Consider the following 15,185-nt stretch of genomic DNA (forward strand, 5'->3'; position numbering starts at 1 on the left):
AGGCTGAGCAGTTCCCCTGCGATCATCCGCGCCACCACCCGCCCGCTAGCGGCGGGGGTCACCCCGTAGACGCCGGAGTGGATCTTGCACCCCGCCGGAATGCCGAGCACATGGCAGGACTCCCCCACCGCGGCGCAGATATCCCGCGCCGTGCCATCGCCACCGGCAAACAGCAGCAGATCGACCCCGGCTTCGCGCATCAGCCCGGCGGCGTGGCGGGTATCATCGGCCGAGGTGCTCTCCCCGACCGGTTGATAGATGACCCGACAGGGCAATCCCAGCTCTCGGGCCACCGCCTCCCCCATCTCTCCCGCCACCGTCAGCAGTTCGAACGGGACGCTCAGCTCGCACAGTGGCAACAAGGCTTGCCGCGCCCGCTCCTGCGCCTTGGGCACGGCACCACGAGCAAGCGCCTCATCCACCACGCCGTCACTGCCCTTGAGCCCCACTGCGCCGCCAATCCCGGCGACCGGATTAATAATGAACCCTAATCGAAACATGCCAGCCTCCCTTGCGATGGCCACCATTTTTATCTTTTCCCCCCTCTGGGACAAGCAGTGGCGCCCCTGCTAGAATGCGCTGCTTCAATTTTCCAACCAATTTTCAACCAAGGTTCAATCATGCTGGAATGGGTTCTTGATCCCTCTGCCTGGGTCGCACTCGCCACCCTTACCCTGCTCGAGATCGTGCTGGGCATCGACAACATCATCTTTATCTCCATCCTGGTGGGTCGCCTGCCGGAGGCGCAGCGTCAAAAAGCGCGCATTCTGGGTCTGGGGCTCGCCATGGGTACCCGGATCCTGCTGCTGCTCTCGCTGGCCTGGGTGATGCGCCTCACCGATCCGCTCTTCACCGTGCTGGGTGAAGCCATCTCCGGCCGCGATCTGATCCTGCTGCTGGGGGGCCTGTTCCTCATCGGCAAGAGTGCCCACGAGATCCACGTCACCCTGGAAGGGGCGGCCGAGCCGGAGAGCGTCAGCAAAGCGGCCTCGGGCTTTATCAGCACCCTGATCCAGATCGCCATCCTCGATATCGTGTTCAGCCTCGACTCGGTGATCACCGCAGTCGGCATGGCCGATCACGTGCCGGTGATGGTGCTGGCCATCATGATCGCCGTCTTCATCATGATGTTTGCCGCCAAATCCATCGGTGATTTTGTCGATGCCCACCCCACCATCAAGATGCTGGCCCTCTCCTTCCTCACCCTAGTGGGCTTCGCCCTGATGGCCGAGGGGATGGATCTGCATATTCCGAAGGGCTACATCTACTTCGCCATGGCCTTCTCGCTGGTGGTGGAGATGATCAACATCCGCCTGCGCAGCCATCACGACAATAACGGGCAGAATAGCGCGCAGTAACCCTGCCCCACATGCCCCCGCGACCCCAGCTGTCGCGATCAAAAAGAGCGCCGATCGGGCGCTCTTTTTTTATGGGTAACGAAACGATGAAAGGGTTATTGATCGCTGATGACGATGGCAACCCGGCGGTTGGCGGCCCGGCCCTCTCTGGTCTTGTTATCCGCCAGCGGCATGGTCTCGCCACGGCCATGGATCTCCAGATTGGCTGGCTTCATGCCGACCGAGACCAGCACATCGGCCACCGACTGGGCCCGCTTCAGGGAGAGTTGCTGGTTGTAGCTGCTCTCGCCGGTATTGTCGGTGTGGCCATCCACCCGCGCCTTGTCCAACCCTACGCCAAGCAGTGTTTTACCCAGTTTTTCAACGGATTGGCGAGTCTGGGGATTGAGCGCCCCCACGTTGTTGGCAAACAGCACCCGGTTGGCCAGATCCAGCGTCCACCCCTCATCGGTCAGATAAAAACCCTGCTCCTTGAGCACGGCGATCTGCTCCGGGGTCAACCCCTTGGGCGCGCTCTGGCAACCGGCCAGCAGCGACAACATCAACCCCAGCAGGGTCACTTTCAACAGGTGGGTGATCTTCATGGTTTGCTCCTTGTTTATGTTGTTATTCTTGCCAGTCAGGCGATGGTTTGCTGTTCGCTGCGGCGCGCCCGTTTCGCCAGATACATGGCTGCATCGGCCTGATCACACAGCACGCTGGCACTCATGCCCGCCTGATAGACGGCGAAGCCGACACTCACCCCGGCCACCAGCTGACGACCGTCACGCAGCGCCACCGGTTCGCTCATCGCCTGCTGGATGCGGCCAATCACCTCTTCCACCTCATGCTGTCGCTGGAGTGGGCCAACCAGCACCGCAAACTCGTCACCACCGAGGCGAAAAACCAGATCATCCGGACGCAGCTGATGTTGTACCCGTCTTGAGAGCGCGATCAGCACATCGTCACCGGCGTTATGCCCCAGCGTGTCATTAATTTGCTTGAAGCGATCGCAGTCGAGATAGAGCAGCGCAAACCCCTCTTGCTCGCCGAGGGAGATGGCCTGCGCGAGCCGCGCTTCAAACAGGGCGCGATTGGGCAGTCCGGTGAGGGCATCGTGAGTCGCCTGATGGAGCAGGCTGGCATTTTCGCGGGCCTGCTGGGCCTGCCAGGCTTGCAGCTCGTCCAGCAGGGAGTTGAAGTCATCCCCCAGCTCGTTAATCTCGACGATATCGGCCGGTGGCGCCCGCATCCCCAGGGTGCGCTGTCGGCGTACCGAGTGGGCGACAAGTGCCAGTTTGCGCAGCGGTGCGGTGATGGAGACCTGCATCCGGTCAGCCACATAGAGTGCCACCATGGCGCTCAGCATCAGGCAAACCACCATCACCAGCAGTGCCGAGAGCAAAAACAGCAACAGATATTCACCGTGGCCGCGCAGCTCGATGGTAGCGATCTGCTCACCACCCCGCAGCATGGGGAGTTTGACAGGCCCCGGCATCAGCAGTTGGGCCAGATAGTCTTCGAGCGTCACCAGCGGGTTGCTTCTGGGGCGCTCCCAACTGGCGAGCAGCTGACCATTGGTCAGTACGATAGTGGCTTGGGCCACCTCTTCCTTGGCAACGATGCCACTGAGCGCCTCGCTCGCCGCCTCCTCATCGTGGAACACCACCGCCGCCTCGGCGCTGTAGCTGATGGCGCGGGCTACCAGCTCCAGATTGTGGTCGGCGTAAAAACGCACTACCAGCAGGGCCACCAGAGTAAAAAAGAGTCCTGCCACGCTGACGGCTGTAATGGCGGCCACCAGATGGGTTCGCCCCAGGCTCTGACGCAGGGTCAGACGGCGGGGAGCCGCGCTCACCTGTCGTCTCATGGGACCCCCTTGTCGGCATGGGCCAGCTTGAGCACGGCGGGATGCACCCGCACGCCGCTCAGGGCCAGGGCATCGAGGTTCACTTTAAACCGCACCCGCACGCTGTCCGGCGAGGTCTGCAGGCAGAACACCGAGCTGGTGGAACAGTCGTGGTTGTATTCGCTGATGCTGAGCACTGGGTGTCCCTGCAGGCGGGCAAACAGCGCAATCCGGGTCGGCTCGTCGAGCACCCCCAGATAGAGCACATCGCAGTGATCGCTGATGGCCGGATCGCTCGCCTCGTAACGATGGACCTGCACGGTACGGCCATTGGCCTGACGATCGATGGTAAAGAGGGCGCCGGCATATTCGGTCGGCGCCGCCACGCACATACGCAGCACCGCAGGCTCGGTGGGCCAGCGGGTGTAACTCATGATATCGAGCACCAGCTCCCTGACCGCCGTCGCCCGGCTCTCTGCGGCCGTTTCCGCCAGCGCGCGGGGCAACAGCAGGCCAAACGCAACCAACAGGAGCGCCAGACGGGCAGTTAAACGGGGGGAAAAGAGTAACAGCATGATCGGGAGGTAGTCGCCTTGACAATACCGCTGCTATGGCATTGCGGTTCGGGTAGATGAACCCAGATAGTAAGTTGGCTGACACTGGCCTGACAAGTCTCACCCCACCATCATCTACCGAGTTCGTGTAAAGAAAACGGAGAGCCCGTCTGGTAACGGGCTCTCTGGTGGCAGGCAGCAAGGCGGAAATCACTTCTTGCTGATGCCGTATTCCCGCAGCTTGTTGGCGATGGCGGTATGCGACACGCCCAGGCGTTTGGCCAGCTGGCGCGTCGATGGGAAGGCGGGATAGAGCCGGGCCAGCAGCTGGCTCTCGAAGCGCTTCACCGCATCGTCGAGATTCCCCTCAAACCACTCGTCGATCAGCGGCATGGTATCGGCCGCCACCGGCAGGTCGATCTGCTCGGGCCCCAGCTCATCCCCTTCCAGCAGGGTCATGGCACGGTAGAGACAGTTGCGCAGCTGACGCACGTTGCCCGGCCAGCGGTAGGCGGTCAGGTAGTCGGCCATGTTGCGGGTAAAGCGCGGACGGGGTCGCTGCAACTCGCTGGCAAAGCGGGAGACAAACTGCTGGGCCAGCACCATGATATCCGCCTTGCGCTCGCGCAGGGGGGGCAGCGCCAGACTGAGCACGTTGAGGCGATAGTAGAGATCCTCGCGGAAGGTTCCTTCGTGCACCAGATCCAGCAACTGCTTCTGGGTAGTGCAGATGAAACGCACGTTGACCTTCACCTCCTGCTCGTCACCGACTCGGCGGAATACCCCATCCTGCAACACCCGCAAAAACTTGGTCTGCAGATGAGGAGACATGTCGCCGATCTCGTCCAGCATCAGGGTGCCGCCGCTCGCCAGCTCCAGCACGCCGCGCTTGCCCTCGGTGTTGTTGCCAAAGGCGCCGGGGGCATAACCAAACAGCTCGCTCTCGGCCACGTTATCGGGCATGGCGGCGCAGTTGAGGGCCATAAAGGGGTGGCTGGAGCGCAGGCTGGCCCCGTGACAGGCACGGGCCAGCAGCTCTTTACCGGTACCGGTCTCACCGACAATCAGCAGCGGCGCGTCCTGCATCGCCAGTTTACGCGCTTGCGACAGCACCTCTTTCATCTTGGGACTCTCGGCCTGCAGATGCTCGAAGCCCCCCACTTCCACCGCATGGAGCGCACTGAAGTGCAGGCCGACCCGCCGGGCAGATTTGAGCACCACCACGGCCCCGGCCAGCGCCTGCTTGCCGCGGGCTTCTGCCACGAACAGCGGCATCAGATCTGCCAGATACTCTTCGCCATTGAAACTGAGCTTGCAGGTCTGCGGCTTGATCTCGCTCGCCTCCAGCCAGCGGCTGAAGGAGAAGCCCTTGACCAGCGAGCCGAGCGCCACGCCGCGCACCTCCTCCACCGGCAAGCCGAGGGTGGTGAGGGCCGACTGGTTGGCCTGGGTCACCTTGCCCTTGGCATCGAGCGAGAAGACCAGATCCGGCAGCGCCTTGAGCAGCGCCTCAATCTCGTGGTGCTCCCGCTCGGAGGGCATGTAGGGGATGGTCTTGACGTCGTAGACGCCGGGAATGCGGCGGATCTCCGGCATCAGGTGCTGAAAATCACTGAACTCCAGCTCGGGAAAGTTGAGATAGATGATGCCTGAGGTATCGATTTCGATGCCGCGCAGATCGATATTGTGCTCCACCAGGCGGTCGAGCAGTTCCCGGGTCAGGCCCAGGCGGTCTTCACAGCTGACTTCAAGACGCATTCGGGACACACTTCCTAGCTAACTCTATGAATGAGCGGATAATACAGTCTCGATCCCCCCAGTGCGAGCGCCAGCCCATAAAAATGCGGGCCTGCCCCGCTTTCGCAGGCAGGCCCGGGTCAACCGATGACGCTGGTGTGGGATGCGATTACCGGAGCAACTGATCGGTGCGCGCAGCCATGATGAAGTCGTTGCGGTGTAATCCGCCGATCTTGTGGGTCCACCAGCTGACGATCACCATATCGCTCACTCGATGAGTGGTGGCGTTCACTTCAGCAGCTCATCCGTGCGTGCAGCCATGATGAAGTCGTTGCGATGCAAACCGCCAATCTTGTGAGTCCACCAGCTGACGGTCACCTTGCCCCACTCTGTCAGGATAGCCGGATGATGGAACTCCGCCTCCGCCAGCTCCCCCAGGCGGTTGGTGAAGGCCAGCGCCTCCTTGAAGTTGCGAAACGTAAATTCCCGCCGCAGTTGCAGCGCCCCCTCCTCCACCAGCGGCTGCCAGTCGGGAATAAGCTGCATCAGCTCGCGCAGCTCCTCATCGCTCACCTTGGGGGCATCGGCGCGGCACGCTTCACACTGCTGGCTGGCCAGTTCGGACATAAGTTACTCCTGCTTGAATTAATGAAAATGAAATAGAGTTGTTTGCCTTTGGTCAGCTCGCCTGTTTGCCAGCGGGAACCTCAAAGCGCGGCGGATAGAGGCCAAGACGACTGGCCTCAGCCAGAGCAGCCATGATCTCCTCCCCGGTCAGTTGGTAGAGATGATCGAGACTCGGCAGCACAAAATAGGTGGGCTGCATGATGTCGATGCGATAGGGAGTGCGCAGCACGGTCAACAGATCGAAAGGTTGCAGCAGCGGCTGGCCGGAGAGGGCATAGGCGGTCTCGCCGATGGAGGAGAGAATGCCGCCACCGTAGATACGCAGCCCGTCGGGCGTTGCCAAGAGGCCAAACTCCACGGTGAACCAGTAGAGCCGCGCCAGAAAAACCCGCTGATCCTTGCTCGCCTGCTGCCCCAACTGACCGTATAGGTGGGTGAAGTGGGCAAAGGCCGGATTGGTCAGCATGGCGCAGTGGCCAAAGATCTCGTGAAAGATATCGGGCTCTTGCAGGTAGTCGAGCTCGTCCCGGCGCCGGATAAAGGTCGCCACCGGAAACTGGCGATTGGCCAGCAGGGCGAAGAAGCGATCGAACGAGATAAGCGCAGGCACCGCCGCCACCGACCAGCCGGTCGCAGGCTGCAAGACGGCGTTGATCTCGGCCAGCTGGGGGATGCGATCACGGGGCAGCCCCAGTCTGTCGAGACCGGCCAGATACTCGTCACACCCCTTGCCAGCAAGAGCGGCGAACTGACGTTCGATCAGGACCTGCCAGGTACCATGCTCCTCGTTGCTGTAGTGGATCACCCCGTCAGCATCCGGCTGGTGGGCGGTGTAAAAGGTTGCCATAGCGGTTCCATCCTCTGGCGCCATATCAAGGCGCCTTGCCGTTTCATCACGGTTTCACTGTAACGAAATGGCAACAAAAAAAGCAGCCGACCCATTAGTCGGCTGCCTGAAACAGTTGTAAATAAATTGTGACAACCCGCTAACCAGTCCCCACTACAGCTTGACCATGATATGGCGCGGCACCGTGTAATCCTCCAGCGCATAGAGGGAGAGATCCTTGCCGTAGCCCGACATCTTCATGCCGCCGTGGGGCATCTCGGAGGTGAGCATGAAGTGGGTGTTGATCCAAGTGCAGCCATATTGCAGGTGGCTGGCCACCTTGCTGGCGAGGCTCAGATCTTTGGTCCAGACCGACGAGGCGAGGCCATAGTCCGAGTCGTTGGCCCACTGCACCACCTGCTCGGCATCGTTAAAACGGGTCACCGACACCACGGGGCCAAACACCTCGCGGCGCACGATCTCATCCTCCTGCCGGGCCCCGACAATCAGGGTCGGCTCGAAGAAGAAGCCGTTGCCGGGACGGATCTTGCCCCCCGCCGTCACCTCCACATGACCGCTGCTCTGGGCCCGCTCGACAAAGCTGGCGACCCGGTTGCGCTGTCTGTCCGAGATAAGCGGCCCCATCTCGACCCCCTCCTCGTACTGGCTTCCCACCTTGATGGAGGCCACAGCATCGGTCATGGCGGCGACGAACTTGTCGTAGATCTTGCCCTGGGCATAGATACGGCAGGCGGCGGTGCAATCCTGGCCTGCGTTGTAGAAACCGAAGGTGCGAATGCCTGCCACCACCGCCTCCAGATCCGCATCGTCGAAAATGATGACCGGCGCCTTGCCTCCCAGCTCAAGGTGGGTGCGCTTCATGGTGCGGGCAGCGCTCTGCAGGATCTTCTGACCGGTGGCGATATCGCCGGTGAGCGACACCATCCGCACCAGCGGATGCTCCACCAGCGGCGCCCCCACGCTTTCCCCCCGCCCACAGATGACGTTGATGACGCCGCGGGGGAAGATCTCGCTGGCCAGCTCCGCCAAACGCAGCGCGGTGAGCGGGGTCTGTTCGGAGGGTTTGAGCACCACCGTATTGCCCGCCGCCAGCACCGGCGCCATCTTCCAGGCCGCCATCATCAGCGGGTAGTTCCAGGGGGCGATACTGCCCACAACACCTATGGGGTCGCGCCGGATCATACTGGTGTGCCCCTCGAGATACTCCCCCGCCAACGGCCCTTGCAGGCAGCGGGCCGCCCCGGCAAAGAAGCGGAAGCAGTCCACCACCGCGGGCAGCTCGTCGTTGAGCACGGCTAGATAGGGTTTGCCGCAGTTGAGGGATTCCAGCGCCGCAAACTCCTCGGCGTGGCGTTCGACGAGATCCGCCAGACGCAGCAGCAGGTTGCTGCGCTGGGCAGGGGTAGTGCGGCTCCACTGGGCGAAGGCGCGCTGGGCACCGTTCACAGCCCGGTTCACCTGTTCGAACGAGGCTTCGGGCACGGCGGCGATCTGTTCGCCGTTGGCCGGGTTGAGAATGGGTTCGGCCTGCCCCTCGCCGGTCACAAACTGGCCATCAATCAAGAGTTGGGTAGAGAGTTTCATGGTTGCATCCTTGCGCACGCGTTGAGTCATCATTTGCCACTGCCAGCGACATCATGGGTGTCGCGAGTGAGGTAGTAGGCAAGCAAAATAGGGATAGTGGTGAAGGCCACTATGATGAGGGCCACCACGTTGGTGACCGGCCTGTCACGGGGACGGATCAGCTCCTGATACATCCAGATGGGCAGGGTGGTCTGCTGGCCCGCCGTGAAGGTAGTGACGATCACTTCGTCAAAGCTCAGGGCAAAGGCCAGCATGCCCCCCGCCAGCAGCGCCGTGGCCAGATTGGGCAGGATCACGTAGCGCAGGGTCTGGAAGCCGTCGGCCCCGAGATCCATCGACGCCTCGATGAGGCTCTGGTTGGTGCGGCGAAAACGGGCCAGCGCATTGTTGTAGACCACCACCACACAGAAGGTGGCGTGGCCGATAACGATGGTCCAGAAGCTGAACGGGATCTCCATCAGGCCGTAGGCCGAGCGCAGCGCGATACCGGTGACAATACCGGGCAGCGCGATGGGCAGCACCAGCAAGAGCGACACCACCTCCTGACCGAAGAAGCGGCTGCGGGCAATGGCCCCTGCCGCCAAGGTGCCGAGGATCATGGCCGCCAGCGTCGCCAGCCCCGCTACCTCCAGCGACAACTGGATAGCACGCCACACATCGGGGCGATTGAGGGTCACCTCGAACCACTTGAGGGTGAGCCCGGGGGGCGGAAACTGGTAACTCTTGCTCTCGCTGGTGAAGGCGTAGAGGAAGATAAACAGAATGGGAAAATGCAGGAATAGAAGCCCGCCGATGGCGGCGTACTTGAGCAGGCCCGAAGGGCGCTCTCCCTGACGGCTCATTGAGCTAGCTGACATGAAGGCCTCCTTGCTGCCGGTTCAAAGCGATTGATTCAAAGCGCATCAAAAGCCCCCTGCCGTTTGACGGTCGTCGGTTGATAGCCATGATCAGGCTGGGCACCGGAGGAGATACATGGATGAGTGCAATATGGGCATCAAAGCGCATCAAAGGCTCCTAACCGTTTCGCAATCGCCAGATAGATGGCGATGATAAGGATCGGCACCAGCGAGAAGGCGGCGGCAAAGGGCAGATTGCCCGCCGTTCCCTGTTGCATGTAGACCACCTGACCGATATACATGGTCGAGTTGCCGATGATGCCGGGGATGATGTAATCACCTAGGGTCAGCGAGAAGGTGAAAATGGAGCCCGCCACCACACCGGGCAACGCCAGCGGCAGGATCAGGTTGCGAAAGGTCTGGGCGGGTGTCGCCCCCAGATCGCTGCTCGCCTCCAAGAGGGAGCGCGGTATACGCTCCACCGCCGCCTGAATGGGCAGGATCATGAAGGGCAGCCAGACATAGACGAACACGATAAAGGTGCCGAGCCGCGAGAAGGAGAGCGACGGGCCACCTATCACTGGCAAGGAGAGGATGGCATCGAGCAGCCACTCCAGCCCCATGCTGTCTGCCAGCCAGCTTACTACCCCCTCCTTGGCCAAGATCAGCTTCCAGGCATAGACCCGTACCAGATAGCTGGACCAGAGCGGCAGCATGATCCCCACATAGAACAGCGCCCGGGTCTTGCCACTGGTGTAGCGCGCCATGTAGTAGGCAACCGGAAAACCGAGCAGGGCGCAGGCCAGGGTCACCAGCAGCGACATGCCGACGGTGCGGCCGATCACATCCAGATTCTCCGGTCGCAGCAGGGCGACGAAGTTTTGCAGCCCCAGCTCGTGGCGCACCTGACCGCTGAACTCGTCCAGCCCGAACAAGGAGTTGGAGAGCAGCATCAGCAAGGAGCCGACATAGATGATCCCGAGCCACAGCAGCGGCGGCCCCAGCAGGATCGCCAGCAGCAGGCCGGGCCGCCCATAGAGCAGGGTCGAGAGGCGCCGCAGCGGCCTGAAACGGGCAGGTTCGGGCTGATGGTTCATGGCAAGACTCGCACTGTGAGGGGCACTCATGGCTGCGCCCCCTGATGGGCGCCGCTCAGGCGGTGGATGGCCTGCTCCGGCCAGCTGAGGCTGACCCTGCTGCCACGGGCCAGACGGGCCTGCCCCTCATTGGGGTGGTTGACGATGATCTCGAGCTGCTCCCCGAGATCAACCCGATAACGGACGAAGGGACCCAGGTACTCCACCTCGCGGATCTCCCCCGACCAGCCCGGCGCGCCCGCCTCAGCGAGCCGGATCCGCTCCGGGCGCACCATCATCTGGCTGCCGTCGCCGCACAGCCGTCTGGCCTGCTCCCCTTCGAACAGATTGACGGTACCGACGAAGCGTGCCACAAACGGCGTCGCCGGAGCGTCGTAGATAGTATCGGGCGCAGCAATCTGCTCGATCTTGCCCTGACTGAAGATGCAGATCCGGTCGCTCATGGAGAGCGCCTCCTGCTGATCGTGGGTGACGAAGATAAAGGTGATGCCCAGCTGGCGTTGCAACGCCTTGAGCTCAAGCTGCATCTGCTCGCGCAGTTTAAGATCGAGGGCCCCCAGCGGCTCATCCAGCAGCAGGATGCGTGGCTGGTTGATGAGGGCTCGGGCGATGGCGATGCGCTGGCGCTGGCCGCCAGAGAGCTGGCTCGGGCGGCGCTTGCCGACCCCGGGCAGTCGCACCAGCTCCAGCATCTCGTCCACCTTGCGGTAACGCTGTGCCTTGGCGACCCCCTTGAGCATCAGGCCATAGCCGATGTTGTCGCGCACATCCATGTTGGGAAACAGGGCATAGTCCTGAAACACGGTATTGAGGTTGCGATCGTAGGGGGGCACGGTGGAGCAGGGCTCGCCGAACAGGCGGATCTCCCCGTCGCTCGGGTACTCGAAGCCCGCGATCATCCGCAGGCAAGTGGTCTTGCCGGAACCGCTCGGCCCCAGTAGGGTAAAGAATTCCCCAGAGGGGATCTGGAAAGAGATGTCGTCGACCGCCTTCACCTCGCCATAGTGGCGACTGACCCGGTCAAATTGTACGGCGTTCATAGGGCATCCTTGTCTGTACTGGGATGGGCCGGAATCCTGTCCGGCCCGCTTGATTATCCGCTCTCGGCAGTCGTGCAGAGGAGGCGCAGCGCCCCTGCCGTTGGCAAGGTGGCAACGGTTCCGACCACCTTGCTCACCCCGCCTTAGCGGCCGCCCAGAATGGCGATATAGTCGGAAACCCAGCGGTAATAGGGCACGCAAGTTCCCTGGCTCTTGCACTGGGAGACCGGAGTGCGCCAGAAGCGAACCCGATCGAAGTTGTCGATACCGTTGGTTTTGCACCCGGTCGGGCCCAGCAGGGCATTGCCCTCACAGGCGGCAGGCACCACAGGCACCGAGCCAAACCAGGCGGCGAGATCCCCCTGCAGCTTGTTGCTCAGGGAGTGCTCCAGCCACTTGTAAGCGCAGGTGAGGTTCTTGGCATCGCTGTGCACCATGCTGGTATCTGCCCAACCGGTCACTCCCTCTTTCGGCACAGTGGTGGCGATGGGCTGCTTGTCGGCAATCAGGGCATTGGCCTGGAACGGCCAGGAGCCTGACGCAACCACCCCTTCATTCTTGAAGTCATCGATCTGGACGAAGGCATCATGCCAGTAGCGTCCCACCAGCTGGCGCTGCTTGCGCAGCAGATCGAGGGAGGCCTTGTACTGATCCTCGTTCAGCTCGTAAGGATCCTTGATGCCCAGGGCAGGCTGATGGGTCATCAGATAGAGGGCGGCATCGGCGATGTGGATCGGGCCGTCAAAGGCCTGCACCCGCCCCTTGTTAGACTTGCCATCCGCCAGGGTCTGTTCCTCGAATACCACGTTCCAGGAGTCCGGTGCCTTGGGGAACACCTTGGTGTTGTACATCAGGATATTGCCGCCCCACTGGTAGGGCACGCCGTAGTGCTTGCCATCCACAGTGTGCCAGGGGGCATTTTGCAGCCGGGGATCAATCTTGCTGTAGCTCGGGATGAGCGCCAGATTGAGCGCCTGCACCTTGCCACCGGCAATCAGACGCAGACTGGCATCGCCGGAGGCGGTCACCAGATCGAAGCCCCCCTCGTTCATCAACGCCACCATCTCGTCCGAGGTGGCCGCCGTCTTGACGCTCACCTTGCAGCCGGTCTCTTTCTCGAAGCCGGTCACCCAGTCGTAGTTCTTGTCGGTCTCGCCACGCTCAACGTAGCCAGCCCAGGCCACGATATTGAGCTGGCCTTCACCCTTGCCGAGCTCGGTCGGGGCAGCCTGGGTCTGGCCAGCCAGCAGCGCCGGCACAAGAGCCAGCATCAGAGGGGTCAATTTCATCATGCACTCCTTGCATTGTGTTGACTTGCATCAGGTGAAGGAACGCCACCATGGGCGTTAACATCCTGTTAACCAGCAATGAGCTTAGGGGAGTGGCAATACGATGAATATTTCAATTTTTGGTGGCTCAGGTATCAGCTAAATCGATATCGAGTGCAGATGAATCTGATTTTTGGTGGCTACCCCGCAAGAGGTGGCTAGCGAGGAAGCGCCTGACGGGCCCGCAACCGGCTCTGATCCCGCGCAATATCGATAAATTCCCGCGCCGTCCAATCCAGCCGAGAACCACGGCGCCACACCAGCCCGATATCGATGGCGGGAATGGGCTCCTTGATGGGGCGCGCCTCGACCCGCTCCTGCTCCAGCGACCAGGGGCGATAGGCAAAATCGGGCAACAGGGCGACCCCGAGCTGGCTCGCCACCAGACTACGCACTGCCTCCACCGACGCGGTGCGCAGTACGATACGGGGGGAGATGCCGTAGCGGCGCAGGCCGCCACCGATGATCTGATCGAGCTGATCGGCGGTCAGCGAGATCATCGACTCCTCCCCCAGCGCGGTGAGCGAGAGGGTCGACTCGGCACAGAGCGGGTGGTTGGCGGCCAGCCAGAGCCGCAGCGGCGAGCGGGTCAGCAACTCGGTATCAAACGCCTCTTGCCGGATGGTGCGGTTGGTCATCAGGATCCCCACATCCACCTCGCCGTTGACGATCTGGTGCTCAAGGAAGGGCTGTTCATCCTCCTTCACCTCGATCTGTACCGCCGGAAAGGCGCGGCGAAAACGGCCGAGCGCCTCTGAGAGGTAGTAACCCGCCACCAAGGTGGTCACACCAATAGTGAGCCGTCCCTGATCCTGCTGGGCCACCGCTTTGAGGGAGTGGCTCGCCTCGGTCATGGCGCCGAGAATACGGCGGGCGTGGAGCAAAAACTGGTGGCCCTGAGTGGTGAGGGTGACGCCGCGCGGATTGCGCTCGAATAGCGGGGCGCCGAGCTCGGTCTCCAGCTCGCGAATGGCGCTGGTGACCGCCGACTGGGAGATATGCAGCTCGGCGGCGGCGCGACTCACTGAGAAGCTGTCGGCCACGGCCACAAAATAACGGATCTGGCGAAAGGTAAAGTTCATCGGGCATCCTTGCCGATTGGTAATATTGGTGTGATTGGTAAGATTGACTGCCAGCTTAACCGTAAACGGGCGCCTCGCCAAAACCGGGCACTGCAGCCAACTCAATGATCTGCCGATTAAAACCATGCCCCTGCGGCTTGGCGAGCACAACAGGGGCATGGGTCATCGCAGCAAGGTGCAGACAGAGCTATCAGGATTTGTTGAGATACCCCGCCAGCTGGCCGATCAGCCGCTTGCGCAGCTCGCCGAGTTTCGGTTTCTCGTCCGCACACCAGGGCAGCGGGCGGCACGCCTCTATGGTGCGCAGGCCAAGGCGAGCGGTGAGCAGTCCGGCCCCTACCCCTTGCGCCGCGCGGGCAGAGAGCTTGGCGGTAAGCTCGGCCCCCAGCAAGTCCATCCCCACCTCGGTCACCAGCTCGGTGGCGCCGGCGTAGAGCATGTTGCGAAACACCTGACGGATGAGGCGTATGCGGCTCCAGTAGCCAAGCTCGATGGCGTAGACATCGGCGATATCCTCGATCATCCGCAGGTTGCGCCACAGCATCAGCATCATGTCGACGGTGGCGAGCGGGCTCAGTGCCACCAGCACGGCGGCCTCCCCCGACCACTTGGCCACCCGCGCCTGTGCCAGCTTGTCACGCTCGCCGAGTACCAGCTGGCTGTAGAGGGTCAGCACCTCCCGATCGCTGTGGCTCTCGTCGAGCTGTGCCAGCCAGGTCTGATACCCCTCGCGCCCCTTGTCGCCACTTTTGACCGCCAACCCTTCGCAAAAGGCCTGCCCCTGCCCGACCCCCTGATGGGCTAGCAGATCTTCTGCGCGCGAGCGCACATCCTGGCGCCGCTTGAGGGTGCGCAGCCGCAGCCACTCGCGCCCCACCACGCTGGCGGTCCCCGCCGCCACCAGCGCCGAGGCTGCCAGCCAGGCGCTGCCCCAGAGCGGGGTGGTGAGGAATTGATCGTAAAGAAAGGCGCCATACTGGCCCAACGAGAGCAGACCGACCGCCCCCAGCCCCCACGCCAACAGCCGATGACGGCGACGCGGTTTGATGACGAGGGCGCTCTCCACCTCGGTGAACTCGTCCAGCTCGTCGAGGCGCTCGAAGCTCGCCTCCTCCAGCCGCTGGGCCGGTGCGGGCGGGCGCTCGTCACTGGCCACCGTCAAGGCAGGCTCAAGGATCACCTTGCCCTGCAGCGGTGGCCGCTCTTTTATCTGATCGTTCATCGCATTGTTCTCCTGTGCGCAGCCTTCGGCTCAGGTGCCAAGACC

16 protein-coding genes are annotated in these 15,185 nt (G+C 62.3%); 1 reads left to right on the plus strand and 15 read right to left on the minus strand.

Annotated elements, in window-relative coordinates:
• On the minus strand, window positions 1–500 hold a 500-nt coding region (locus tag AACR14_RS01845; protein ID WP_019444913.1), incomplete at its 3' end, for an ATP-NAD kinase family protein.
• Between the two features lie 120 nt (window positions 501–620).
• On the opposite strand from AACR14_RS01845, the gene AACR14_RS01850 reads away from it, so the two are divergent.
• Window positions 621–1,358 (plus strand): TerC family protein, encoded by a 738-nt coding sequence (locus AACR14_RS01850; protein ID WP_005352619.1) that lies wholly within the window; start codon window positions 621–623, stop codon window positions 1,356–1,358.
• Window positions 1,359–1,453: 95 nt separating this feature from the next.
• Here AACR14_RS01850 and AACR14_RS01855 read toward each other — a convergent pair whose 3' ends face one another.
• The 14 genes from AACR14_RS01855 to AACR14_RS01920 all read right to left on the minus strand — a co-directional run bounded on the left by AACR14_RS01855 (window position 1,454) and on the right by AACR14_RS01920 (window position 15,140).
• Window positions 1,454–1,942: an OmpA family protein gene (locus AACR14_RS01855; protein WP_005333642.1), complete on the minus strand. Its 489-nt coding sequence runs from the start codon at window positions 1,940–1,942 to the stop codon at window positions 1,454–1,456.
• Window positions 1,943–1,977: 35 nt separating this feature from the next.
• Window positions 1,978–3,207, minus strand: a complete 1,230-nt coding sequence (locus AACR14_RS01860; RefSeq protein ID WP_026034875.1) for a diguanylate cyclase domain-containing protein — start codon at window positions 3,205–3,207, stop codon at window positions 1,978–1,980.
• The gene (locus tag AACR14_RS01865; protein WP_005333646.1) at window positions 3,204–3,761 is read right to left on the minus strand and encodes a YfiR family protein; all 558 of its coding nucleotides are present in this window, start codon (window positions 3,759–3,761) and stop codon (window positions 3,204–3,206) included. The genes AACR14_RS01860 and AACR14_RS01865 overlap by 4 nt, the downstream gene beginning before the upstream one ends.
• A 189-nt stretch (window positions 3,762–3,950) precedes the next feature.
• The gene (gene tyrR / locus AACR14_RS01870; RefSeq protein WP_019444915.1) at window positions 3,951–5,498 is read right to left on the minus strand and encodes a transcriptional regulator TyrR; all 1,548 of its coding nucleotides are present in this window, start codon (window positions 5,496–5,498) and stop codon (window positions 3,951–3,953) included.
• Window positions 5,499–5,646: 148 nt separating this feature from the next.
• Complete coding sequence (locus AACR14_RS01875) at window positions 5,647–5,769, minus strand: 4a-hydroxytetrahydrobiopterin dehydratase (RefSeq protein ID WP_019444916.1); 123 nt, start codon at window positions 5,767–5,769, stop codon at window positions 5,647–5,649.
• Window positions 5,766–6,104, minus strand: coding sequence for a 4a-hydroxytetrahydrobiopterin dehydratase (locus AACR14_RS01880; protein ID WP_019444917.1), 339 nt, complete (start codon window positions 6,102–6,104; stop codon window positions 5,766–5,768). The genes AACR14_RS01875 and AACR14_RS01880 overlap by 4 nt, the downstream gene beginning before the upstream one ends.
• A 52-nt stretch (window positions 6,105–6,156) precedes the next feature.
• Window positions 6,157–6,951: a phenylalanine 4-monooxygenase gene (gene phhA, locus AACR14_RS01885; protein WP_019444918.1), complete on the minus strand. Its 795-nt coding sequence runs from the start codon at window positions 6,949–6,951 to the stop codon at window positions 6,157–6,159.
• 153 nt (window positions 6,952–7,104) lie between these two features.
• Entirely contained in the window at window positions 7,105–8,535 is a 1,431-nt protein-coding gene (locus AACR14_RS01890; protein WP_019444919.1) for a gamma-aminobutyraldehyde dehydrogenase, read from the minus strand.
• A gap of 29 nt (window positions 8,536–8,564) precedes the next feature.
• On the minus strand, window positions 8,565–9,392 hold the full coding sequence (locus AACR14_RS01895; RefSeq protein ID WP_019444920.1) for an ABC transporter permease: 828 nt from the start codon (window positions 9,390–9,392) through the stop codon (window positions 8,565–8,567).
• Window positions 9,393–9,529: 137 nt separating this feature from the next.
• The gene (locus AACR14_RS01900; RefSeq protein ID WP_005346227.1) at window positions 9,530–10,498 is read right to left on the minus strand and encodes an ABC transporter permease; all 969 of its coding nucleotides are present in this window, start codon (window positions 10,496–10,498) and stop codon (window positions 9,530–9,532) included.
• A complete protein-coding gene (locus AACR14_RS01905; protein WP_019444921.1) occupies window positions 10,495–11,508 on the minus strand; it encodes an ABC transporter ATP-binding protein in 1,014 nt (337 codons plus the stop codon). The genes AACR14_RS01900 and AACR14_RS01905 overlap by 4 nt, the downstream gene beginning before the upstream one ends.
• Before the next feature lie 143 nt (window positions 11,509–11,651).
• A complete protein-coding gene (locus tag AACR14_RS01910) occupies window positions 11,652–12,797 on the minus strand; it encodes an ABC transporter substrate-binding protein (RefSeq protein WP_019444922.1) in 1,146 nt (381 codons plus the stop codon).
• Window positions 12,798–12,994: 197 nt separating this feature from the next.
• Window positions 12,995–13,918, minus strand: coding sequence for a LysR family transcriptional regulator (locus AACR14_RS01915; protein WP_019444923.1), 924 nt, complete (start codon window positions 13,916–13,918; stop codon window positions 12,995–12,997).
• Window positions 13,919–14,108: 190 nt separating this feature from the next.
• Window positions 14,109–15,140, minus strand: a complete 1,032-nt coding sequence (locus tag AACR14_RS01920; protein ID WP_019444924.1) for a YcjF family protein — start codon at window positions 15,138–15,140, stop codon at window positions 14,109–14,111.
• Between the last annotated feature and the right edge of the window lie 45 nt (window positions 15,141–15,185).

This window comes from Aeromonas sp. 159 (assembly GCF_963862045.1).
GTDB lineage: Bacteria > Pseudomonadota > Gammaproteobacteria > Enterobacterales > Aeromonadaceae > Aeromonas > Aeromonas veronii.

What these genes read in the sequence shown, in the direction of transcription:
- AACR14_RS01905 (WP_019444921.1), bottom strand. Translation starts at nt 11,508, where the DNA reads ATGAACGCCGTACAATTTGACCGGGTCAGTCGCCACTATGGCGAGGTG.
- AACR14_RS01895 (WP_019444920.1), bottom strand. Translation starts at nt 9,392, where the DNA reads ATGTCAGCTAGCTCAATGAGCCGTCAGGGAGAGCGCCCTTCGGGCCTG.
- AACR14_RS01865 (WP_005333646.1), bottom strand. Translation starts at nt 3,761, where the DNA reads ATGCTGTTACTCTTTTCCCCCCGTTTAACTGCCCGTCTGGCGCTCCTG.
- AACR14_RS01915 (WP_019444923.1), bottom strand. Translation starts at nt 13,918, where the DNA reads ATGAACTTTACCTTTCGCCAGATCCGTTATTTTGTGGCCGTGGCCGAC.
- AACR14_RS01850 (WP_005352619.1), top strand. Translation starts at nt 621, where the DNA reads ATGCTGGAATGGGTTCTTGATCCCTCTGCCTGGGTCGCACTCGCCACC.
- AACR14_RS01900 (WP_005346227.1), bottom strand. Translation starts at nt 10,498, where the DNA reads ATGAGTGCCCCTCACAGTGCGAGTCTTGCCATGAACCATCAGCCCGAA.
- phhA (WP_019444918.1), bottom strand. Translation starts at nt 6,951, where the DNA reads ATGGCAACCTTTTACACCGCCCACCAGCCGGATGCTGACGGGGTGATC.
- tyrR (WP_019444915.1), bottom strand. Translation starts at nt 5,498, where the DNA reads ATGCGTCTTGAAGTCAGCTGTGAAGACCGCCTGGGCCTGACCCGGGAA.
- AACR14_RS01880 (WP_019444917.1), bottom strand. Translation starts at nt 6,104, where the DNA reads ATGTCCGAACTGGCCAGCCAGCAGTGTGAAGCGTGCCGCGCCGATGCC.
- AACR14_RS01910 (WP_019444922.1), bottom strand. Translation starts at nt 12,797, where the DNA reads ATGAAATTGACCCCTCTGATGCTGGCTCTTGTGCCGGCGCTGCTGGCT.
- AACR14_RS01860 (WP_026034875.1), bottom strand. Translation starts at nt 3,207, where the DNA reads ATGAGACGACAGGTGAGCGCGGCTCCCCGCCGTCTGACCCTGCGTCAG.
- AACR14_RS01855 (WP_005333642.1), bottom strand. Translation starts at nt 1,942, where the DNA reads ATGAAGATCACCCACCTGTTGAAAGTGACCCTGCTGGGGTTGATGTTG.
- AACR14_RS01920 (WP_019444924.1), bottom strand. Translation starts at nt 15,140, where the DNA reads ATGAACGATCAGATAAAAGAGCGGCCACCGCTGCAGGGCAAGGTGATC.
- AACR14_RS01890 (WP_019444919.1), bottom strand. Translation starts at nt 8,535, where the DNA reads ATGAAACTCTCTACCCAACTCTTGATTGATGGCCAGTTTGTGACCGGC.